The following is a 22,347-nucleotide window of genomic DNA, read 5'->3' as shown; positions in this document are numbered from 1 at the left end:
AATGAGGTTGTATTGCTATGCCAGTCGGCAACCACCCTGCCCACGGCCAGGCCACCGAAGGCGGCCCGCTCAAGCGTGAACTGGGCGAACGGCACATCCGCCTGATGGCGCTGGGCGCCTGTATCGGTGTCGGTCTTTTCCTCGGTTCGGCCAAGGCCATCGAAATGGCCGGCCCCGCCATCATGCTGTCCTACATCATCGGCGGCCTGGCCATTCTGGTGATCATGCGCGCCCTTGGCGAAATGGCCGTGCACAACCCTGTCGCCGGCTCGTTCAGCCGTTATGCCCAGGACTACCTCGGCCCGCTGGCGGGCTTCCTCACCGGCTGGAACTACTGGTTCCTGTGGTTGGTGACCTGCGTTGCCGAAATTACCGCGGTGGCCATCTACATGGGCATCTGGTTCCCCGACGTACCACGCTGGATCTGGGCCCTGGCGGCGCTGGGCAGCATGGGGGCGGTCAACCTGGTGGCCGTCAAGGCGTTTGGTGAGTTCGAGTTCTGGTTCGCCCTGATCAAGATTGTCACCATCATCGCCATGGTCCTTGGCGGCATCGGCATCATTGCCTTCGGCTTCGGCAATGACGGCGTGGCAGTGGGTATCTCCAACCTGTGGAGCAACGGCGGCTTCATGCCCAATGGCGTGACCGGCGTGTTGATGTCGCTGCAAATGGTGATGTTCGCCTACCTGGGCGTGGAAATGATCGGCCTGACCGCCGGTGAAGCACGCAACCCGCAAAAGACCATCCCACAGGCCATCGGCTCGGTGTTCTGGCGCATCTTGTTGTTCTATGTCGGTGCGCTGTTCGTGATCCTGTCGATCTACCCGTGGAGCGAAATCGGCAGCCAGGGCAGCCCGTTCGTCATGACCTTCGAGCGCCTGGGCATCAAGACCGCCGCCGGCATCATCAACTTCGTGGTCATCACTGCAGCGCTGTCGTCGTGCAACGGCGGCATCTTCAGCACCGGGCGCATGCTCTACAGCCTGGCGCAGAACGGCCAGGCCCCGGCGGCCTTCGCCCGTACGTCGAAGAACGGCGTGCCGCGCAACGCGCTGCTGCTGTCGATCGGCGCGCTGCTGCTGGGCGTGCTGGCCAACTACCTGGTGCCGGAAAAGGTCTTCGTCTGGGTGACTTCGATCGCCACCTTCGGCGCGATCTGGACCTGGGTGATGATCCTGCTGGCGCAACTGAAGTTCCGCGCCGGCCTGAGCTCCACTGAACGCAAGGCGCTGAAATACCGCATGTGGCTGTGGCCGTTGAGCTCGTATCTGGCGCTGGCCTTCCTGGTGCTGGTGGTCGGCCTGATGGCGTACTTCGAGGATACCCGCGTGGCGCTGTACATCGGCCCGGCGTTCCTGGTGCTGCTGACGGTGCTGTACTACGCATTCCGCCTGGCGCCGAAAGATGCGCAGGGCGTGGCCAGTACTGCTTCCTGATCTGAAATGGCTGGGGCCGCTTTGCGGCCCTTTCGCGACACAAGGCCGCTCCTACAGGCGACCGCGCCAGCTGCATGGGTCGCGGTCGCCTGTAGGAGCGGCCTTGTGTCGCGATGGGCTGCGTAGCAGCCCCAGGGTTCTATCAGGCCGCCACTTCGCTGTTCGGTTCAAAGCTGTCCGCCCGCGCCAATTGCCACATGCGCGAATAGAACTGCCCGTTCACCTCGCCAGTCAGCAGCTCCCCCGGCTTCAGGAACACATGCATCTGCGAGAACAGCTTGATCTCGGTGGCCGAGATGCGCCGTACCAGGTGCTTGGCCTCCAGCTGCGCCGGGTGCTCCAGGCCTGCTGCCGCAAGCATTTCGGCCAGGGCACGCAAGGTATTGTGATGGAAGTTCAACACCCGTTGGGCTTTGTCCGGCACCACCAGCGCACGCTGGCGCAGTGGGTCTTGCGTGGCCACACCGGTCGGGCACTTGTTGGTGTGGCAGCTCTGTGACTGAATGCAGCCGATGGCGAACATGAAGCCGCGCGCCGAGTTGGCCCAGTCGGCGCCAATGGCCAGCACGCTGGCAATGTCGAATGCGCTGACGATCTTGCCGCTGGCGCCCAGCTTGATCTTGTCGCGCAGGTTCAGGCCGACCAGGGTGTTGTGCACGAACAGCAGCCCCTCGCGCAGCGGTACGCCAATGTGGTCGGTGAACTCCACCGGCGCTGCGCCTGTGCCGCCTTCCTTGCCGTCGACGACGATGAAGTCGGGCAGGATGCCGGTTTCCAGCATGGCCTTGGCGATGCCCATGAACTCCCAAGGGTGGCCCAGGCAGAACTTGAAACCTACCGGTTTGCCGCCAGACAGCTCACGCAGCTGGGCGATGAACTGCATCATCTCGATGGGGGTGGAGAAGGCGCTGTGGCGCGACGGCGATATGCAGTCTTCGCCCATCAGCACGCCACGGGTTTCGGCAATTTCCCGAGTCACCTTGTGCTTGGGCAGGATGCCGCCATGGCCGGGCTTGGCGCCCTGGCTCATCTTGATCTCGATCATCCGCACCTGCGGGCTGCGCGCCTGGGTGGCGAAGCGTTCGGGGTCGAAGCGCCCGTCCGCCGTGCGGCAGCCGAAGTAGCCGCTGCCCAGTTCCCAGACCAGGTCGCCACCGTGCTCGCGGTGATAGGGGCTGATGCTGCCTTCGCCGGTGTCATGGTGGAAATTGCCCAGCTTGGCGCCTTGGTTGAGGGCGCGGATGGCGTTGGCGCTGAGCGAGCCAAAGCTCATCGCCGATATGTTGAAGATCGATGCCGAGTATGGCTGGCTGCACTGCGGCCCGCCGACGATGACCCGGAAGCTGGCCGGGTCGGCCAATGGCGCCGGGCGCATGGAGTGGCCGATGAATTCGAAGCCGGACTCGTACACGTCGATCAGGGTGCCGAAGGGTTTGTCCGAGGCTTCGTTCTTCGCCCGTGCATACACCAGCGAGCGCTGGGCGCGGGAGAACGGCAGGGCGTCGCTGTCCGCCTCCAGCAGGTACTGGCGTATTTCCGGGCGAATGGCCTCGACCAGATAGCGGATGTTGCCCAGGATCGGGTAGTTGCGGCGTACTGCATGGCGTTGCTGCAACAGGTCGAACAGGCCGATCAGGCTGAGGATGGCGGTGCTCAGGGTGAACGGCCACAACCATTCGTGGTGGGTGAAGGGCAGGCTCGCCAGGGTGAACAGCACACAGGCGGCGAAGAAGGCATAGCGGCTGAGAAGTGACAGGCTCATACAGGGTCCTTGCGATGGCGCGGTCAGGCTCAGGGCCTGGGGCAAACCCCGACCATAGCCAAGTTGCACGTCTGTGCAAATTAAAATCGGGGTAGCGAAAATCATTCTCGCAGAGCCTGGCAATAGTCTTCAGGCCAGCACGGGCTTTTGTAGGAGCAGCCTTGTGCTGCGAAGAGGCCAGCAGGGATACGGATTGTCTTCGGCAATAATGGCCTCTTCGCAGCACAAGGCTGCTCCTACAGGTGCTATGCATGCCCGAAGTCGGCAACAAGGGATTCAGATAGTGTCGCGCAGCAGCTTCTGCCGCCAGCTTTCCTGCTCTTGCGCCGGCGCTTCGTCCAGGTACGAATAGTGCCCGGCCACCCGCACCGCCACCGGCACCCCGTCGCGATACAACAGGCGGTTGCCACTCACCGCCGGCACTTTTACCCCCGGCAGCAGCGACCCGACCAGGTTCAGCGGGTCACTGGCACTTACCACCACCAGTGCCCCGTCCAATTCACGCTTGCGCACCTGCCGCAGCAGCCCCACCGCCTCCGGCAGGGCGAACTGTTCGCCGGCCAGCCCGGCAATGAAACGCCCGCCACGAATCTCGCCACGCGCTTCCAGCCGGTGATAGCAGCGCAGCAGTTCGCGCCAGGGCGGCAGCACATCGCTTTCGCGCTCCAGCAGGCGCCAGCACACCACGCCATAGCGCCGAAGCAGGGCCCGGGCGATGTGCTCCAGGCGCTGGCTGTCGTCTACAGCGCCCCTGCGCAGCAAGGCCCAGCGCCCGGCATGGGACATGCTGCTGGACAGCGGCGGGTGGCCGCGTCGGCTGTTGCGCGATGTGCGTTTCGCCGCCGGGGTGATCAAGCTGCACAGGCCGGTGAAGCTGTCGGCCCCCACCAGGCCTGCGCCTACCAGCTCCTGCAAGGCAGTTTCCAGTTCGCTGGGCAGCAGGTGGGCATCGTGTGTCAGCTCGTCGAAGAACAGCGCGCCATGTGCGTTCAGCACCTCGTGGACGCGTTGCGCCCGTGCGCCGAGGCTATCCAGGGTTGGCACGGGGGCAAGGCTGCGCCACAACCCAAGATGCTCGCGCGGCAACAGCACCAGCGGTGTGCTCGCCAAGGTGTTGCTCGACACGGTCGCCGCCAGCCGGCTCCAGGCGAACTGCCCGCTACGGCAGGCATCGTCGAGCCAGTGCGGGCTGTAGTCCTTGATACGTGCCGGCAGCAGTTCGGCCTCCCAGGCTCCGGCTGCACTCGGGAACCCTTGCAACTGGCCAAGTACCTCAGCCACGGCTTGCGGGCCGCGCAGGCGCGTGTCGTCAGCCAGGTGCTGCCAGTCGAACAGAAAGCGCACGAAGTCCTGCAGGCTGACCGGCTCGATCTCCCGGCGCAGGCGTTTGACCGTGTAGCGGTGGATGCGCGCCAGCAAATGGCGCTCGCACCACTGCAGTTCGCTTGCGCCGGGGCTGAAATGCCCACGCAGCACGTAGCCTTCGGCCTCCAGGCGGGCCAGGGCCTGTTCGATGGCCGGCAGCGGCTTGCCAAGTGCTGCCGCAATCTGCGCACGGGTCAGCGGGCCATGGCCGCTCAGGCGGGCTCGCAATAGTTCGACCAGCGCACTGTCCGGCTCGATGGCCTGATCGAAGCCTGGCAGTGCCTGCAACGCAGGTTCCAGCCGGGAGTTGGGATACAGCACTTGCAGCAGGTTCAACCGCTCACGCGCCAGCCACAGCTTTTCATCCACCAGGCGCAAGGCCCGGCCGGCCTTGGCCAACTGCCTGAGCAGCGGCTCCCAGCTGGCATTGTCTTGCACTTCGCCCTGGCTGATGGCACCCAGGCCCATCAACGCTTCATGCATTTCGTCGGCATTGCCCGGTTGCGGCCAGGCCTCGGCTGCGACGGCGGCAATGGCATCGGCGTCCAGCGCGCCCAGGTCGTCGCCGCTCTGCACTTCGCTCCAGCGCCGGTTGAGCACCGCCTGAGTGCGCCGTTCTTCCAACGGCGCGTCATCCAGGAAGGCATAGGGCCGTGCATTGAGGATGGCCGCCGCCAGCGGCGAAGGGGCGGGCAGGTCGCGGCACAGCAGGCGCACCGTGCCGCTTTCCATACGCCGCAACAGCGCCAGCCAGCCTTCGCTGTCCATCGCCTCGTGCAGGCAGTCGTCGAGGGTTTGCTCGACCAGCGGATGATCGGGAATCTGCCGCTCGCCGACGATGTTCTCCAGGCAGGCGATCTGATCGGGGAATACGGCGGCAATCAGGTCTTCACTCTTCATCCGCTGGATCTGTGGCGCCACCTTGCGACCGCCGACAAAGCGCGGCAGGGCCATGGTCACGCTGGCGTTCCAGCGCCAGCGCACGCCAAACAGCGGCGCATCGAGCAGCGCCTGGACAAGGATCGGCTCGGCGCTGCGGCTGTTCAGGTAACGCCACACGTCGTCCAGTTCGAAACTGTGGCTGGAGGACAGCGACAGCACGATGGCGTCCTCGCTGGCCGCCGCCTGCAACTCGAAGTTGAAGGTGCGGCAGAAGCGCTTGCGCAGGGCCAGGCCCCAGGCGCGGTTGATGCGGCTGCCGTAGGGCGAATGGATGATCAGCTGGGTACCGCCGGACTCATCGAAGAAGCGCTCCATCACCAGCGTGTCCTGCGAGGGCAGGGCGCCGAGCACTTCGCGGGTGCGGGCCAGGTAGTCGAGCAACTGGCCGGCGGCGGCTTCGCCCAGTTCGAAGGTGGCCTGCAACCATGCCAGCACCTCGGCCTGGTTGTTGTCAGCCAGCTGTTGGTCGATCTGCGCCTGCAGCCGGGCCACCGCGGCAGACAGCTCGTCGCTACGCCCCGGCGCCTCGCCCAGCCAGAACGGGATGGTCGGTGGCAGGCCCTGGGCATCCTCCACCCGCACCCGGCCTGGCTCGACCCGCAGGATGCGATAGGAGGCATTGCCCAGTTGGAAGATATCGCCGGCGATGCTTTCCACCGCAAAGTCTTCGTTGACGCTGCCGATGTTCAGCGCCTGCGGTTCGAGCAGCACGGCGTAGTCGGCGTTGTCGGGGATGGTGCCGCCGCTGGTCAGGGCGGTCAGCTGGCTGCCGCGGCGGCCACGCAGGGTACCGCTCACCGCATCGCGGTGCAGGTAGGCACTGCGCACGCCCTGGCGGCCGTTGTAGCCCTCGGCGAGCATGCGCAGCAGGGCCTGGTAATGTTGCTGGTCGAGCTCGGCGTAGGGTGTGGCCTGGCGCAGGCAGTCGAACAGGGCCTGTTCGTGCCAGGGCTGGTTGCTGGCTTCGGCGACGATCTGCTGGGCCAGCACATCCAGCGGCGCCCGGGGAATGTGCAGTTCATCCAGCTCGCCCCGGCGTATGCAGTCGAGCAGGGCCACGCATTCGATCAGGTCATCGCGCGAGGTCGGGAACAAGCGCCCCTTGGGCACGCCATCGACCTGGTGTCCGGCGCGGCCGACCCGCTGCAGCAAGGCCGCGATCGAACCTGGCGAAGCGATCTGGCAAACCAGGTCGATGTCGCCGATATCGATGCCCAGCTCCAGCGATGCAGTGGCCACCAGCACCTGCAGTTGGCCGTTCTTCAGGCGTTGTTCGGCATCCAGGCGTAGCTCCTTGGCCAGGCTGCCGTGGTGCGCGGCAACCGCCTCCTTGCCCAGGCGGTCGCTGAGGTGGCGGGTGATGCGCTCGGCCAGCCGTCGGGTGTTGACGAACACCAGGGTGGTGCGGTGTTCGCGCGCCAGGGTGGCCAGGCGGTCATAGACCAGGCCCCAGACATCGGTAGCCATCACTGCACCCAGCGGCACTGGCGGCACCTCGATGGCCAGGTCGCGCTGCCGAGCATGGCCGACATCGACGATTGCGCAGGGGCGGCCGTTGCCGACCAGAAATTGCGCCACCCGCTCGACCGGGCGTTGCGTGGCCGACAGGCCGATGCGCCGCAACGGCCGGTTGCACAGGGCCTGCAGGCGCTCCAGGGTCAGTGCCAGGTGGGCGCCCCGCTTGTTGCCTGCCAGGGCATGGATCTCGTCGACGATCACCGTGTGCACGCTGGCCAGGCCTTTACGGCCAGAAGCCGAGCCCATCAGCACGTAGAGCGATTCGGGGGTGGTCACCAGGATGTGCGGCGCCAGCTTGCGCATGGCGGCACGCTCCTTCTGTGGGGTGTCGCCGCTGCGCACGGCCGTGGTGATGCGCGGGGCGTTCAGGCCCTGGTCCGCGAGGGCCTGGCTGATGCCTTCGAGCGGGGCTTGCAGGTTCAGGCGGATATCGTTGGACAGCGCCTTGAGTGGCGAAACGTAGACCACCTGGGTTTGCGCTGGTAGCTCGCCCTGGTGCTCCAGGCCTTGGCGGAACAGTTCGTCGAGCACGGCCAGAAACGCACTGAGGGTCTTGCCCGAACCGGTCGGCGCGGCCAGCAGCATCGACTGGCCCGCATGGATCAACGGCCAGGCCTGGGCCTGGGCATCGGTCACCGTGGCGAAGTGGCGACGGAACCAGGTGCGCACGGCGGGGTGGAACAGCTCGAGCACCGGGTGGTGTTTGGCGGGCAGGTTCATGCGTTGGTTATGGAGGGTGTGGGGCGGGTTGGCAAGGGGCCGTTCGTCTGGCCGGTCGGCTATATCCTGTGCCGGCCCTTTCGCGGGCATGCCCGCTCTCACAGGTACTGCGTTGCTTTCAAGAGCTGTGGAGGACTTGTGGGAGCGGGCGCGCCCGCGAAAGGGCCGGCACAGGAAACACTGGCCTTGTCAGGCCAGGAACCCCATGGGATCCTCCCCGGCCATTGTTTCAGGTGAGCCCAGCCCATGCCCAACACCATCCGCATCGCCGCCGCCCTGCTGATCGACCCCCAGGGACGCACCCTGCTGGTACGCAAACGCGGCACCCAGGCCTTCATGCAGCCCGGCGGCAAGATCGATGCTGGCGAAACCCCGGTGCAGGCGCTGGTGCGCGAGCTGCATGAGGAGCTGGGCCTGCACATCGACCCGGCCCAGGCCGTGCACCTGGGCCAGTTCAGCGCCCCGGCCGCCAACGAGCCGGGCTTCGAGGTACAGGCCGAACTGTTCCGTGTCGACAGCGCCGCAGCCGTGCTGCCGGCCGCGGAGATCGAGGAGGTGGTGTGGCTGGCCGCAGACCAGGCATCCGCCATGCAGCTGGCACCCCTGACCCGCGACCTGATCCTGCCGCTATACCGCCAGGCCGTCAGCGCACCGCGCTGACGCCATCGAGGGTGGCGAACGAGGTGTCCTTCGCAGTCAGCAGGAAGTCGCGCATGTATGGCGCATCGAGCATGTCGGTGCGCACAGCGGCATAAAGCGTGGCGAACAGGCCTTTTTCACCCAGGCGCTTGCCCTTCACATACCCGCGCGAACTGTACTCGTGCAGCGCCCAGTGCGGCATGCCGCACACGCCACGGCCGCTGGCCACCAGTTGCATCATCATCACCGTCAGCTCCGAGGTGCGCACGGCGGCGGGCTCGATGTCGGCCGGCTCCAGGAAGCGGGTGAAGATGTCCAGGCGGTCGCGCTCCACCGGGTAGGTGATCAGGGTCTGGTCAAGCAGGTCCTGCGGCACGATGTAGGGCTTGCTGGCCAACGGATGCTGGTTGGCCACCGCCAGCATCGCCTCGTAGGTGAACAGTGGCACGTAGGTGATGCCCGCCAGGTCCAGCGGGTCGGAGGTCACCACCAGGTCGAGGTCACCGCGGGCCAGGGCCGGCAGTGGGGCGAAGGCAAAGCCGGAGGCCAGGTCCAGCTCCACCTCCGGCCAGGCGTCACGGAACTGGTCGATGGTCGGCATCAGCCACTGGAAGCAGCTGTGGCATTCGATGGCCATGTGCAGGCGCCCGGCGGTGCCACCGGCCAGGCGCGCGATGTCACGTTCGGCGCCGCGCAGCAGCGGCAGGGTGGCATCGGCCAGTTGCAGCAGGCGCAACCCGGCGCTGGTGAAGCGGATCGGCTTGGTCTTGCGCACGAACAGCGGCAGGCCCAGGCGCTCTTCCAGCTCCTTGAACTGGTGCGACAGCGCCGACTGGGTCAGGTGCAGGCGCTCGGCGGCCTCCACCAGGCTGTCGGCCTCGCGCAGGGCATGAAGGGTTTTCAGGTGACGGATCTCCAGCACAGCTGACTCCGGTGTGTGGACTTGAGGAAACAGGTAATGAGTTGAGTTTCCCTCATGTTGCCGCGCCTGTCGACTGGGCGTACCGCCGCACCGCCTGGCGGGAGTCATCAAACTGTCACTGAACTGTGGCAGCGCGCCCGAACAGAATTCATCAGACTCGCGCTCTACTGGGGATCTGCATTCTGGTGTTTCTTTCATGCGGGCTTTTTGGCTTTTTCTTTTCTTTGTATTCGGCGTACCTGCAAGTTTCGCTGAACAGCGTTGTGACGCCCACGTGCCGGTGCAGCGTGCCGAGCTGGGCGCGGTCAGCCTTGTCTACCAGAGCGTCGGTGCGCCACGCGACCCGGCCTTGCTGCTGGTGATGGGCCTTGGCGGGCAGCTGATCCACTGGCCGGACGACGTGGTTGAAGCATTGTGCCGCCAGGGCTTTCGGGTGATTCGCTATGACAACCGCGATGTCGGCCTGTCACGCTGGAGCCAGCTGCCACCGTCGGCCAACCTGACGGTCGAACTGCTGCGCTACAAGCTGGGCCTGCCGGTGGCTGCGCCCTATACGCTGACCGACATGGCGGACGATGGCCTGCGGCTGATGGATGCGTTGGGCGTGCGCCAGTTTCATGTGTTGGGGGTGAGCATGGGCGGCATGATTGCTCAGCACCTGGCCGCCATGGCGCCCGAGCGCGTGCGCAGCCTGACGCTGGTCATGTCCAGTTCAGGGGCGGCGGGGTTGCCAGCGCCGGATCCGGCGCTGGTGCAGTTGCTGGCCCGGCGCAGCGCGCCGAACCGCGAAGTGGCCATCGAACAGCAGGCCGACCTGCTGGCGGCGCTGGGTAGCCCCGAGGTGCGTGACGACCGTGCGGCCTTGCTGCAGCAGGCGGCGGTGGCCTATGACCGGGCGTTCAACCCGGAGGGGGCCAAGCGCCAGATCATGGCGATACTGGCCGAGCCGAGCAGGGTCGAGTTGCTGAACCAGTTGCGGGTGCCGACCTTGGTGGTGCATGGCACGGCCGACCCGTTGCTGCCGGTGATGCATGGCGTGCATCTGGCGGCGCATATCCAGGGCAGCCAGCTGCGCTTGATACCGGGGTTGGCGCACCGCTTCCAGGAGCCGTTCAAGGCGCCGTTGCTGGGGGCGGTGTTGCCTTACCTGCAGGCACATCGGCAGGATGTCACGCATATCGCAGGGCTCTGAATTCCCATGCTTCCAGGCTGATGCGATCCCCTGTAGGAGCGGCCTTGTGTCGCGAAAGGGCCGCAAAGCGGCCCCGGCAATATTCGCGTCGAAGCTGAAATCGGGGGCCGCTACGCGCCCCATAGCGACACAAGGCCGCTCCTACACGGACCGCGTCAGCCGTCGCGGCTGCCAGGTACACGAAGTACGGAATGATCGATCACATGCCGAACAGGATGGTGGTCCTCAGGTCGGCAATCAGGGCGAATTTCCATGCTTCCAGGCTGATGCGATCCCATGTAGGAGCGGCCTTGTGTCGCGAAAGGGCCGCAAAGCGGCCCCGGAATACTCGCGGCGAAGCTGAAATCGGGGGCCGCTACGCGCCCCATCGCGACACAAGGCCGCTCCTACATGGACTGCGTCAGCCGACTGGCCTCAGTGCATCCGCACCCACAAGGTCACCAGCACGGTCGCCGCCATCAGCCAGGCCACCGTGGCCAACGCCAGCGTTGCCTCCAGGCGCATGCGGTCGACCAGTACATACAAGGTCGCCAGGTACACGAAGTACGGAATGATCGACCACATGCCGAACAGGATGGTGGTCTTCAGGTCGGCAATGCTGCGCCCCTTGCCGACGATGTAGTGGGCAATCAGGGCGAAGGTGGGGAACAGCGGCACCAGCCCGGCGATGTAGTAATTGCGCGTCTTCGACAGCACCGCCAGCAGCACCACCACGCCAGCGCCCAGGGCAGCTTTGAATACCAGGTCCACGTTGTCTTTCCAGGTTGGGGTTGAGGTCAGCCGAGGCCGTATTTCTTCACTTTGTCGAACAGCGTGGTCTTGGCCATGCCCAGCTCCTGGCTGGCCTGGCTCAGGTTGCCGCCAGTGCGTTGCAGGGCATCGCCGAGCAGGTTGCGCTCGAACGCTTCCACCGCCTCGGCAAAGCCCAAACCTTGGCTGGCACCACCGCTGGGGCCTTTCTTGAACGCTGGCAGGCCGAGGGCATAGCGTTCGGCGACGTTGCGCAGTTCACGCACGTTGCCCGGCCAGTCGTGGGCCATCAGGCGCGACAAGGTCTGGCTGTCCAGCACAGGCGTTTCGCGGTCGAAGCGCAGGGCCGACTGCTGCAGAAAGTGTTCGAACAGCTGCAGGATATCTTCGCGGCGCTCGCGCAGCGGCGGCAGCTCCAGGGTCACCACGTTCAGCCGGTAATACAGGTCGCTGCGGAACTGGCCGCTCTGGCCCATGGCATCCAGGTCGGACTTGGTGGCCGCGATCACTCGGCAGTCCACCGGAATGCTCTGGTTCGAGCCCAGCCGCTCCAGGGTGCGCTCCTGCAGCACGCGCAACAGCTTGATCTGCAGGTTGATCGGCATGCTCTCCACCTCGTCGAGGAACAGCGTGCCGCCATTGGCGTGTTCGATCTTGCCGATGCGGCGTTTGCCGGCACCGGTGAAGGCGTTGGCCTCGTGGCCGAAAATCTCGCTTTCGAACAGGTTTTCCGGCAGGCCGCCACAGTTCAGTGCCACGAACGGCTGGCCCTGGCGGCGGCTGAAATCGTGCAGGCAGCGGGCGACCAGTTCCTTGCCGGTACCGGTTTCGCCTTCGATCAGCACGTTGGCCGAGGTATCGGCGACGTTGGCGATCAGTTCGCGCAGGTGCTCCATGGCCGGCGAGCGGCCAATGATGCGCCCCTCCAGGCTGCTTTGTTCGGCCAGCTGGCGGCGCAGGGCCACCACTTCGCGCGACAGCCCGCGCTGCTCAAGGGCGCGGCGCACCACGTCGACCAGGCGCTCCGGGGAGAAGGGTTTTTCCATGAAGTCGTAGGCGCCATTGCGCATGGCGCCGACCGCCATGTCGATATCGCCGTGGCCGGTGATCAGTACCACCGGCAGGCTGCGGTCGCGGGCCTTGAGGCGGTTGAGCAGCTCCAGGCCATCGATGCCCGGCAGGCGGATATCGCTGACGACGATGCCGGCGAAGTCGTCGCCGATGCGTTCCAGCGCCTGCTCGGCGCTGCCTACGCCTTCGCAGGCGATGTCTTCCAGGGCCAGCGCCTGTTGGCAGCCGAGCAGCACATGCGGGTCGTCTTCGACGATCAGGACGGTAAGAGGCGCTTGGTTCATGGGTGCTCTGCCGATTCGCTAGGGGGTGAGACCAGGGGCAGGGCGAGGACGAAGGCCGTGCCGCCGCTGGCGGGGTGCTCGACGTTGAGGCTGCCCTTGGCGGCGGCGGCAAGGCTCGCGGACAGGGTCAGGCCCAGGCCCAGGCCGTGTTCGCCCGGTTTGGTGGTGAAAAAAGGTTCGAACAGGTGCTTGCGCGCCTCGGCGTCGATGCCGTGGCCATTGTCGCGCACCTGCAAACGGTACTTGTCGCCCTGCAGCTCACCTTCCAGCCACAGTTGCGGCAGCGGCTGGGCGGCCATGGCATCCAGGGCGTTGCCGATCAGGTTGACCAGGATCTGCTCCAGGCGGGTCTGGTCGATGGCCAGCTGCTGGTCCTCGAACTGATTGTGCAGCTGCAGGTGACAGGCGCTGATGCGGTTGGCTAGCACCTGCAGGGTAGCGTCCACCGCCTTGGCCAGCGAGGCCTGGCCGCTGTCGTCACTGCGTCGGGCGAACGAGCGCAGGCTGGCGGTGATGCGGCCCATGCGGTCGATCAGGTCGTTCATGGTGCGCAGGTTGGTGCTGGCGGTTTCCAGTGCCCCACGTTCGAGGAAGCGCACGGTGTTGCCGGACAACGTGCGCAGTGCGGCCAGCGGCTGGTTCAGTTCGTGGGCAATGCTGGTGGACATCTGCCCGATGGCGGCCAGCTTGCCGGCCTGTACCAGTTCGTCCTGGGCGTGGCGCAGGGTCTGCTCGGCATGCCGGCGCTCGCGAATCTGGCCCTTGAGGCGTTCATTGCTGGCGCGCAGGTCGGCCGTGCGTTCGGTAATCCGTCGTTCCAGCTGGCTGTTGGCTTCCTGCAGGGCCTCGCGGGCTGCCAGGCGGGTGGCGATGACCTTGCGCCGTTCGTTCCAGGCGATGCCGAGGATCGCCAGCAGGGCGAAGGCCACGCCTACCAGGATGCCCTGTACCATGGATTCGCGGCGCAGGTCCTGCAGTGGGGTCAGCAGGGTGAAATGCCAGGGCGTGTCGACCAGGCGCCGGGTCTGGGCCAGGTAGGCCATTTCGCGGGCCTTGCCCTGTGCGGTTTCGCTGTTGGCCGGGAAGGTCAGCTTTTCCACACCATCGGCCAGGGTTTCCCGGGCCAGAGGCTGCAGTTCGTTCAGCGGCCACCAGTAGTATTGCAGGCTACGGGCCAGGCGCTCCTTGATCTGCGGGGTCAGCGGGCGTACCGACTTCAGGCGCCGGGCTGGGTCGCTGGAGAGGATGATGATGCCGTTCTCGTCGCTGACGAACGCTTCCAGGCGGGCACGCTGCCAGCGCTCCTCGAGGGTGTCCAGGCGCACTTTGATCACCGCTACGCCAATGATCTTGCCGTGTTCCTCCAGGCCGTGGGCCAGGTAATAGCCGGCCTCGCCGGTGGTGCTGCCGATACCGTAGAAGCGCCCGGGCTCGCCGCGCACGGCGGTCTGGAAGTAGGCACGGAACGACAGGTCCTCGCCGAGGAACGAGTCGGCATCGCGCCAGTTGCTGGTGGCCTGGACCCGGCCATTGGTGTCGAGGACGAAAATGGCCCGGCTGCGGCTGCGCCGGTTCAGGCCTTCGAGGTATTCGTTGACGATCTGCCGCGAGCCGCCATCAGGATCGGTGAGCAGGTGCGAGACGCTGTCTTCCAGCTCCAGCAGGCTCGGCAGGTAGGTGTACTTGCTGATTTCGCTCTCGACCGTGCGCGCGTGCAGCTCCAGCTGGCGCTCGCCGTTTTCGCTGAGGGTGCGGATACCGTTGCTCTCGCTGATCAGGTAGCCAGCCATTCCCAGGCCGACCATCAGCAGGATGATCAGTGGCGGCAACAGCAATTGGCGGAGCAGGCGGGATTTCACGGCAGGCTTGGCAGGGAGAAGAAGCGAAGGATCGCATTTCATCACAGTGGCCTTGTCACGACCAGCGCCTGCTGCCCGAAAGGGCAGCGGCGCCGACCGCTTCAGTGAAGCAAAATCAGTGTTGCAGGATCTTGCTGAGGAAGTGCTGGGTACGCTCGTGGCGGGCGCTCGGGTTGCCGAAGAAGTCTTCCTTCTGGCAATCCTCGATGATGTTGCCCTTGTCCATGAAGATCACGCGGTTGGCCACCTTGCGGGCGAAGCCCATTTCGTGGGTCACGCACATCATGGTCATGCCTTCGTGGGCCAGTTCGACCATCACGTCCAGTACTTCGTTGACCATTTCCGGGTCCAGCGCCGAGGTCGGTTCGTCGAACAGCATGACGATCGGGTCCATCGACAGGGCACGGGCGATGGCCACGCGCTGCTGCTGGCCGCCGGACAGCTGGCCGGGGTGCTTCTTGGCGTGGGCACCGAGGCCGACACGGTCGAGCAGGGCCAGGCCCTTCTTGGTCGCTTCCGCTTCGCTGCGGCCAAGCACCTTGCGCTGGGCAATGGTCAGGTTCTCGGTGATGGACAGGTGCGGGAACAGCTCGAAGTGCTGGAACACCATGCCGACGCGCGAACGCAGCTTGGGCAGGTTGGTCTTGGGGTCGGCGATCGAGGTGCCGTCAACCACGATGTCACCTTTCTGGAACGGCTCCAGGGCGTTGACGCACTTGATCAGGGTGGACTTGCCCGATCCTGACGGGCCGCATACCACCACCACTTCACCCTTCTTGACCTCGGTGCTGCAGTCGGTCAGTACCTGGAAGTCCCCGTACCACTTGTTGACGTTCTTGATGGAAATCATACGGTGATCCTTTTTTGCAGGCGCTTGACCAGCCACGAAGCGGAGAAGCTGATGAGGAAGTACACGACACCGGCGAAGATCAGGAACTCATGGGAGCGCCCGATGATGTCGCCGTTGGAGCGTGCCGAGTTGAGGAAGTCCACCAGGCCCACGGTGTATACCAGCGAGGTGTCCTGGAACAGGATGATGCTCTGCTGCAGCAGCAGTGGGGTCATCTTGCGGAAGGCCTGGGGCAGGATGATCAGGCGCATGGTCTGGCCGTAGGTCATGCCCAGCGCCTGGGCGGCGCCCATCTGGCCCTTGGAGATCGACTGCACGCCGGCGCGGACGATTTCGCAGAAGTACGCGGCCTCGAACATCATGAATGCCACCACGCAGGAGGTGAAGGCACCCACCGGGGTGTCCTCGCCGGTGATCCAGCGCAGCACGAACGGTACCGCCAGGTAGAACCAGGTGATGACCAGCAGCAGCGGGATCGAGCGGAAGTAGTTGACGTAGGCGCCGGCCACGTTCGACAGCAGCTTGCTCGACGACAGGCGCATCAGGGCCAGGATGGTCCCCAGCACAATGCCGCCGACCACGCCCATGACCATCAGCTGCAGGGTCATGATCATGCCTTCCCACAGGGCAGGCAGGGCCGGGATGATTTCGCTGAAATCCATGTCCATTTATTTGCCCCCTACGGAAATCAGGCCGGGCACCGAGACTTTCTTCTCGACCATGCGCATCAGCAGCATCAGGCCCATGTTCAGGGTGAAGTAGATCAGCGTGGCCAGGGTGAAGGCCTCGAACAGGTTGGCCGAGAATTCGGCGGTCTGCTTGGTTTGTGCCAGCAGTTCCATCAGGCCGATCAGCGACGCCACCGACGAGTTCTTGAACACGTTCAGGAATTCCGAGGTGAGCGGCGGAATGATGATCCGGTAGGCTTGCGGCAGCAGCACGTTGGTGTAGATCTGCGACAGGCTGAAGCCCATGGCGCGGGCGGCGGCTTCCTGGCCGCGGGGCAGCGCCTGGATGCCGGTACGCACCTGTTCGCACACGCGGGCGGCGGTGAACAGGCCCAGGCAGATGACCACGCTGATCAGCGCTGAGGTGGTCGGGTTGAGGTCCTGCTTGAACCATTCCTGCAGGCCTTCTGGCAGCAGGTCCGGCACCAGGAAGTACCAGATGAACAGCTGCACCAGCAGTGGTACGTTGCGGAACAGCTCCACGTAGGCGGTGGCGATACCTGCTACCACACGGTTCGGCACGGTACGCATGACACCGAGGACCGAGCCCAGCAGCAAGGCGATGATCCAGGCGGAGATGGCGATGGCGATGGTCCAGCCCAGGCCGGTGACGTACCAGTCCAGATAGGTTTCGCTGCCCACGCCGGTGGACTTGAAGAACACGCCCCAGTCCCAGTTGTAATTCATCGGGATTTCCCCTCAGACGATTGTTTCACGGGCACCTTCGAGCATCCGAGAGCGCTTGGCGCCCTCGGATGAAAGGTTAGACACTAATGAGTGGCCTGCAGTATTGATTGGTGCTGTTGAGCACCAGGCCACTATCTGAGAGTCAGGACTTCTTCTCGTCCGCAGCCTTGTCGGTCGGCTCGGCGATCAGTTTCTTAAGCTCGTCGCTCATCGGGAACTGCAGGTTCAGGCCCTTTGGCGGGATTGGCTGCTGGAACCACTTGTCGTAGCTCTTGTTGACTTCGCCCGACTTGAAGTAGCCGACGATGGCGTCATCGACCGCTTTCTTGAAGGCCGCGTCATCCTTGCGCACCATGCAGCCGTAGATTTCGTACGATTGCGGGGTACCGGTGATGACCCAGTCCGATGGTTTGCGAGCCTTGGCCATTTCGCCGGCGAGCAGGGCGTCGTCCATCATGAAGGCCACGGCGCGGCCGCTTTCGAGCATGTTGAAGGCTTCACCGTGGTCCTTGGCGGAAATCACGTTCATCTTCATCTGCTTGTCGGCGTTCATCGCCTTGAGGATGCGCTCGGAGGTGGTACCGGCGGTGGTCACCACGTTCTTGCCGGCCAGGTCCGGGAAGTCCTTGTATGCCGGCTGACCGTCCTTGACCTTGGTCAGCAGGCGGGTACCGACTTCGAAGATACCGACCGAGAAGCCGACCTGCTGCTGGCGCTCGACGTTGTTGGTGGTGGAGCCGCACTCGAGGTCCACGGTGCCGTTCTGCACCAGCGGGATGCGGGTCTGGGAGGTGACGAGGTTGTAGCGGACCTTGATGTCCGTGCCCAGCTGCTTCTTCAGGGCGTCGACGACAGCCAGCTGGATGTCGTGCGAGTAGCCCACGGGCTCGGGCTTGCCGGCCAGGTAGGAAAACGGGATGGAGGAGTCTCGGTGGCCCAGGGTGATGGTGCCCGAATCCTTGATCTTCTTCAGGGTGCCGGTCAGTTCTTCGGCCATGGCCGGCGAAGCGATCACAGCGGCCGCGATGGCGGCGCCCAGCAATTGACGAACGATGCGCATCAAATTTTCCTCGACGTGTTTGTTTTTTTTATGGAGCCGTTGGCGGACTCTTCGTTCAACGAATACAGAAGTAAACGATTGCATTCGGCTACCAAGTGTAGAGCATGAGTCGTGCCAAGCCCTGTGTTCGATGATAACGCCGCGAATTTGCTGGGAATCAATCTTTTTTGACCATTGTATGACGGTGAGTTTCGTGCGCATTTCCGAACGAATTGTTTTCGGTCATTCGGAAATCCGAACGCATATCTCGTCATACGCTGCCGCAACCAACCCGGTCAGGCCACGGTCCAGGCAGCCTGACCGGGGCAGCGTTCGAGGATCAGCGCTGAAGCGGGCGGTCCACGTCAGCCAACCTGGCACGTGCCCACGCCTCGGCCGTCAAACGGCGAATCAAGGTCGACTCCTCTGCCGCCAGCTCGTGCATCAGTGTTCTGGCACGGTCTTCGTAGTCGCCTTCCTGGCCCGCCGTGGCCTGCGCTTCGAGCGCTTCCATCCGATCGTGGTAAGGCCCGGCCATCGCCTCGAAACGCTCCGCATAGGCTTCACGCAGGTAGGTCTGCCAATAGGGGCGGGCGGCGAGCGCATCCAGCATGGGTAACGACTCGTAGGTGCCAAGCACTTCCAGTTGCGCATCATTCAGGTCTGCGGACGTCACATGCGCGTACGAAGCGAAATGCATTTCATCGGGCGGTACTGGCAGGTCGAGGGCGTCTGCAAGGCGCAAGCGATAGAACAGGCGGACTTCGATTTCATCCGGCCTGCGCCCTGCCTGGCGCAAGCGCTGGACATGGCGATTGGCAATGGCATCCAGCAGGTCGAGACGATGCAACTGCTCCCCCAGGTGCAGCAAGCTTGCCTCTCTCCTTGCAGCAGGTACGCCTTCGACGCCCTGATAGGCCATGACGCCGACCTCCATCTGGTTGAGCATCAGCAGCAGGCGGTCATCGCAGCTGCGTGGTCCATCGGCCTCGCGAAACAGCTGTTCACGCAGCGCTTCGTTGTTTTCGCAGGCTTCCAGGATATGCCAGGCGCGCCGACGATAATGGCGAGGATTGTCCTGGAAGTCCTCGCTTTGGGCGAAGTCGGCCAGGAACCGGAACATGCCTGCCGAACCAGGCTCCTCTATCAGGCGGTCCCAGGCTGCCTCGCGTTGAGCGCGGAGCAGCTCGTTCCTGGACGCTACCCAATTGGCGCGGGTGTCCTCGTCGATCACCCCATGTGTGTAGCTGGCGCTGCCCCTGCCACCGGCATCGGTGACGCCGCGCGCTTCGTCGAGGTACTCGATACTGCTTTCGCTCAAGGGGTTGTCGTGCAGGTTGAGACGCTGCAGACGCAGGCGCAGCCCGCGCATTTCCCGCTGTAGCTCGCTGATCCTGTTGTCGCGCAGATCGACATGGGCGCGCATCGTTATCAACTGGTGAATCTGGCTGATGTCTGCCTGGCCCGTGGCGCGCAGCTGCAGGTCACGCACATGCGGCAACGCCGACAGGTCAGGCAAACCATTGAGCGGGTTGTAGCTCAGTATCAACGTATCGAGGCGCTGCAGTTGGGCCAGGCGGTTGCTTGCCGTCTGGTCCAGGGTGATCCGGTTGTTGCCAAGGTTCACGCGTCGGAGCTGGGTAAGGCTTTCGATACCCTCGGGCACCTGGGTCAGCCGGTTGCCGCTGAGGTCCAGATCGACGATGTTGGGAAAACGCCTGAGGAATTGGGCATCGATGTGTTCCAGATGCATGTCGCGCAATGTCAGCCGGCGCACATGCCCGTATTCGATGCCGGCTGGCAACGCTGGCAGTGTCGGTACGGACTCGCCGTCTATGAACAACTCGTACTGGTCGTTGCCATCCACCAGCTTGCGCCGCCAGCTGCGGCGAAGGGCATCGACGATACGGCGGCGGCGGATGGCGTCGACCGGCGACTGCCAGTCGGCCTGCCAGGCCCGTAGCGTCTCGCGTAGTTCGCCAAGCTGGCGTTGCAGCATCTGATAATGGCTCCACAGGTTTTCGCCTCGCTGTCGCACGGCGTTCAGGTAGGCGTCCAGTTGCAGTTCGCTCAGTGTCGGGAAGATCTGATGGATGCCTTGGCGAATGGCCTGCCGGCTGCTTTCGCCGCCACCGCTGAGTGGGTATCCAAGCCTTCCATCGGCAAAGCGCCTGGGCGGCCGCAGATTGGCACCGATACGGGGGAGCCCGAGGATTTCCGCCGTGCGTTGCCGATCCTGCACCGCGGCCACAAGGAGTTGCTGACGGAGCTGCCTGGCCTGCAAATTGCGGTTTCCAAGCTTGGTTTTCTGCTGCTCGTCAAAGGTGCGCAGTACCGTTTCGAGCAAGGTACCGTTGGCCAGGTGATTCGCGTCATTGGCCAGCCTGTAGCCGTCTGGTTGTCGCACGATGATCGACACCTGGCTGTTCTGCGTATCTGGGCTTGCATACAACAGGCGACCTTTCTGGTGACCTTCACGCAGTTCCACACGCAATGCGGCCGGCCAGGGTGCTTGGCGCTCGATCAGCCCCATCGCCAGTTTTTCGCTGTCGGCTGTACCCAGCGCCGCCAGGCGCATGCCAAGGCAAGCCCGGTCGATACGGCTGTCCCGCTCATACCAGCGGGCACGTTCCGCCATGCCCAACGGCACACGCCCGGTTGCCTGGAGTTTTTCCAGCTGGGAGGAGCTGCTGTGCTCGATGATTTCCTGGGCACCCCTCGGTGAGAGATACCTGAAGGCATTCATCAATGTTCTCTGCTCATCGGAAACAGCTTGGCGACGGGCGAGCAATTGCTCTTCGAAGGCCGCGCCGCGTAGCCCTGGGTGGTCGGTATGCAGTGCAATACGTTCGTGGATGTCGAGCAGCCGCGCTGGCGGCGGGGCGTGTTCCAGGCACAGCTGGCGTAACTGCTCCGTGGAAAAACCGGTGACATCCAGCAGCATGCTGGCGCTCGACTCCTGAAGTTCACCCAGGTGGTTGCCTTGCAACCCCTGCAGCAGTACCGACGCGTTTTCCTCGGCTGGGAAGTAGTGAGGAGAGTGAGCCAGTTTGACTTTGCCTTCAGGAAGCGGCCTTGGCGCCAACCCATCGACAAAAGGTACCCGCCGTATTGCCTTTATCGCGCCTGCGCTGGCACCGGCGAACACCAGTCCCTGGGCCACGGTGAACAGGTGATCCAGAGCCCCTTGGCGATCACCCAGTTGCCAGTCCTGATAGCCTTCGTAGACCTCATCCAACAGTTGCGCAGCGCTCAGCACCAGCATCAGGTCGCCTACGACGGGTACGACGAATGCAACCAGCCCCAGCAGGTCCAGTCCTGCGCTGAGCATGGCCTGCAAGCGCCTGTGCCTGCTTAGACGGTCTTCCTGATCGGTCGCTACGGCCAGATAGGCGGCATCGTCGAAGATCCTGGTGATCAGCAACGCCTGCACGTGTGCGAACACATCACCGCTCACGGCGAGGTTGCGCCCGTCTAGTTCCGGGGCGTGCTCCTTCTTCGATGCAGCCAAAGCCCGCGAGAGAGCCTGGTCGAACTCGCTCCTGTCCTGCGCCTTGACGAAACGCCGCAAAAAGGTCTGGAACGACCGGTGTTCAAGGCGCCTGGCAAGGTCGTCGTAGAGCTCGCGCCACGAGTCGTAGAAACGCAGGCTTCGGTCAGGGTCATCAGGGATCCAGACGATGATCTCATCGAGGGCGGAATCTGGCAGCGGTCGCCATTCGAGCGCGATGATGCCGACCATGCACTTGCCCAGCACATACAGTTGGCGCGGGATCAGGCTGCCTTTGCCATGCACCGGCTGGGCAGGGGTCGCAAGCACCGGTAGCAACCGCAGCAGATCCTGCTCATCCAGTTGGCCCTTGAGCCTGCCTTCATGAAGCGCGGCTCGCATGCGCGAACGAATACCGCGCTGAAACTGCTGTTCCACCTTGATTTGCGCCTGATCCGCTGGTTGGCCTCGGCCTGCTCTGGGTTTGAGGATGCGGTTCAGAAGGGCTTGGTATCGTCCGCCGATGTCCAGCGTGCGGCACAGGCTGGCAAAGCGCTCGAACGTCATCGCCAGGCGCCTGCCCTTTTCGTCTACCAGATGCGCCTTGCGCAGCCACCAGGGCTGGGTTTCGTGTGCTTCGAAGTTGTGTAGCGCGGCGGCTAGCAGGCTCTGTCGTGTGGTGTAGGTAATGGTGGGTTGGTAGAGCTTTTCTGCAGCAGATGGCAACTGAAACGCTTCGCTGATGACCACGTAGGTGGACCGAGGGTCGATCTCCCCAAGCCCTTCTGCAAGCAAGGCGCCTTCGAGCAGAGGGACGGCGAATTGTTCAATGTCCGGTATCGAGGCAAGCAGATGCTTGAGGCTGTCGGCTGCTTGCTGCTGTTCGCTCAAGGCCTCGCGAAAGGCTTCACGGTGCTGTGCATCCGCGCGGGTCAACCAGTCAGGAAGCTGCTGCGCGATCAGGTGGTCGATGGAGTCGGACGGGGTACTTTCGATGGGCGGCACGTGGTGATCTCCAGGGCTGAAAAAGCCACCAGAGCATCACGCTGGGAACCTGGCTTGGCGGTAGATAGTGCTGCTTGAGCTGTTTGCG

14 protein-coding genes are annotated in these 22,347 nt (G+C 64.2%); 3 read left to right on the top strand and 11 right to left on the bottom strand.

The annotated features are described in order from the left end of the window. Positions 1–17: 17 nt before the first annotated feature. The gene (locus tag C163_RS20635; protein ID WP_025340408.1) at positions 18–1,436 is read left to right on the top strand and encodes an amino acid permease; all 1,419 of its coding nucleotides are present in this window, start codon (positions 18–20) and stop codon (positions 1,434–1,436) included. Between the two features lie 142 nt (positions 1,437–1,578). Here the strand turns inward: C163_RS20635 and C163_RS20630 are convergent, their stop codons facing one another. Both C163_RS20630 and C163_RS20625 read right to left on the bottom strand, forming a co-directional pair. Then, positions 1,579–3,198, bottom strand: a complete 1,620-nt coding sequence (locus C163_RS20630) for an FMN-binding glutamate synthase family protein (protein WP_025340407.1) — start codon at positions 3,196–3,198, stop codon at positions 1,579–1,581. 276 nt (positions 3,199–3,474) lie between these two features. Next, positions 3,475–7,743 (bottom strand): DEAD/DEAH box helicase, encoded by a 4,269-nt coding sequence (locus C163_RS20625; RefSeq protein ID WP_025340406.1) that lies wholly within the window; start codon positions 7,741–7,743, stop codon positions 3,475–3,477. A gap of 246 nt (positions 7,744–7,989) precedes the next feature. On the opposite strand from C163_RS20625, the gene C163_RS20620 reads away from it, so the two are divergent. After that, positions 7,990–8,403 (top strand): NUDIX domain-containing protein, encoded by a 414-nt coding sequence (locus tag C163_RS20620; protein WP_025340405.1) that lies wholly within the window; start codon positions 7,990–7,992, stop codon positions 8,401–8,403. Here C163_RS20620 and metR read toward each other — a convergent pair. Then, entirely contained in the window at positions 8,387–9,304 is a 918-nt protein-coding gene (gene metR / locus C163_RS20615) for a transcriptional regulator MetR (RefSeq protein ID WP_003258025.1), read from the bottom strand. The two genes, C163_RS20620 and metR, sit on opposite strands and share 17 nt — an antisense overlap. A gap of 196 nt (positions 9,305–9,500) precedes the next feature. On the opposite strand from metR, the gene C163_RS20610 reads away from it, so the two are divergent. Then, positions 9,501–10,496 carry an alpha/beta fold hydrolase gene (locus tag C163_RS20610; RefSeq protein ID WP_025340404.1) on the top strand — a complete coding sequence of 332 codons (996 nt, stop codon included), beginning with the start codon at positions 9,501–9,503 and terminating at the stop codon, positions 10,494–10,496. A 414-nt stretch (positions 10,497–10,910) separates the two neighbouring features. Here C163_RS20610 and C163_RS20605 read toward each other — a convergent pair whose 3' ends face one another. The 8 genes from C163_RS20605 to C163_RS20570 form a co-directional block, all read right to left on the bottom strand. Next, entirely contained in the window at positions 10,911–11,246 is a 336-nt protein-coding gene (locus tag C163_RS20605; protein ID WP_025340403.1) for a GlpM family protein, read from the bottom strand. 26 nt (positions 11,247–11,272) lie between these two features. Beyond that, positions 11,273–12,601, bottom strand: a complete 1,329-nt coding sequence (locus C163_RS20600; RefSeq protein WP_025340402.1) for a sigma-54 dependent transcriptional regulator — start codon at positions 12,599–12,601, stop codon at positions 11,273–11,275. Then, positions 12,598–14,502 carry an ATP-binding protein gene (locus C163_RS20595; protein WP_025340401.1) on the bottom strand — a complete coding sequence of 635 codons (1,905 nt, stop codon included), beginning with the start codon at positions 14,500–14,502 and terminating at the stop codon, positions 12,598–12,600. Before C163_RS20595 ends, C163_RS20600 begins: the two co-directional genes overlap by 4 nt. Before the next feature lie 73 nt (positions 14,503–14,575). Beyond that, positions 14,576–15,310, bottom strand: a complete 735-nt coding sequence (locus tag C163_RS20590; RefSeq protein ID WP_003258023.1) for an amino acid ABC transporter ATP-binding protein — start codon at positions 15,308–15,310, stop codon at positions 14,576–14,578. After that, on the bottom strand, positions 15,307–15,978 hold the full coding sequence (locus C163_RS20585) for an amino acid ABC transporter permease (RefSeq protein WP_025340400.1): 672 nt from the start codon (positions 15,976–15,978) through the stop codon (positions 15,307–15,309). The genes C163_RS20590 and C163_RS20585 overlap by 4 nt, the downstream gene beginning before the upstream one ends. Beyond that, positions 15,979–16,725, bottom strand: a complete 747-nt coding sequence (locus tag C163_RS20580) for an amino acid ABC transporter permease (RefSeq protein ID WP_025340399.1) — start codon at positions 16,723–16,725, stop codon at positions 15,979–15,981. Positions 16,726–16,867: 142 nt separating this feature from the next. Further along, positions 16,868–17,785, bottom strand: a complete 918-nt coding sequence (locus C163_RS20575) for a glutamate/aspartate ABC transporter substrate-binding protein (RefSeq protein ID WP_025340398.1) — start codon at positions 17,783–17,785, stop codon at positions 16,868–16,870. Positions 17,786–18,104: 319 nt separating this feature from the next. Beyond that, the gene (locus C163_RS20570) at positions 18,105–22,259 is read right to left on the bottom strand and encodes an NEL-type E3 ubiquitin ligase domain-containing protein (RefSeq protein WP_025340397.1); all 4,155 of its coding nucleotides are present in this window, start codon (positions 22,257–22,259) and stop codon (positions 18,105–18,107) included. Positions 22,260–22,347: the final 88 nt, after the last annotated feature.

The sequence above is a fragment of the Pseudomonas sp. FGI182 genome (assembly GCF_000511325.1).
GTDB classification, from domain to species: domain Bacteria; phylum Pseudomonadota; class Gammaproteobacteria; order Pseudomonadales; family Pseudomonadaceae; genus Aquipseudomonas; species Aquipseudomonas putida_Z.
The sequence above is the reverse complement of the archived record's forward strand: the minus strand, read 5'-3'. Positions and strand labels throughout refer to the sequence as shown.

Coding starts and splice junctions, on each gene's coding strand:
- C163_RS20625 (WP_025340406.1), bottom strand. CDS start 7,743: ATGAACCTGCCCGCCAAACACCACCCGGTGCTCGAGCTGTTCCACCCC.
- C163_RS20610 (WP_025340404.1), top strand. CDS start 9,501: ATGCGGGCTTTTTGGCTTTTTCTTTTCTTTGTATTCGGCGTACCTGCA.
- C163_RS20575 (WP_025340398.1), bottom strand. CDS start 17,785: ATGCGCATCGTTCGTCAATTGCTGGGCGCCGCCATCGCGGCCGCTGTG.
- C163_RS20600 (WP_025340402.1), bottom strand. CDS start 12,601: ATGAACCAAGCGCCTCTTACCGTCCTGATCGTCGAAGACGACCCGCAT.
- C163_RS20620 (WP_025340405.1), top strand. CDS start 7,990: ATGCCCAACACCATCCGCATCGCCGCCGCCCTGCTGATCGACCCCCAG.
- C163_RS20635 (WP_025340408.1), top strand. CDS start 18: ATGCCAGTCGGCAACCACCCTGCCCACGGCCAGGCCACCGAAGGCGGC.
- C163_RS20585 (WP_025340400.1), bottom strand. CDS start 15,978: ATGGACATGGATTTCAGCGAAATCATCCCGGCCCTGCCTGCCCTGTGG.
- C163_RS20580 (WP_025340399.1), bottom strand. CDS start 16,725: ATGAATTACAACTGGGACTGGGGCGTGTTCTTCAAGTCCACCGGCGTG.
- C163_RS20595 (WP_025340401.1), bottom strand. CDS start 14,502: ATGAAATGCGATCCTTCGCTTCTTCTCCCTGCCAAGCCTGCCGTGAAA.
- C163_RS20630 (WP_025340407.1), bottom strand. CDS start 3,198: ATGAGCCTGTCACTTCTCAGCCGCTATGCCTTCTTCGCCGCCTGTGTG.
- C163_RS20590 (WP_003258023.1), bottom strand. CDS start 15,310: ATGATTTCCATCAAGAACGTCAACAAGTGGTACGGGGACTTCCAGGTA.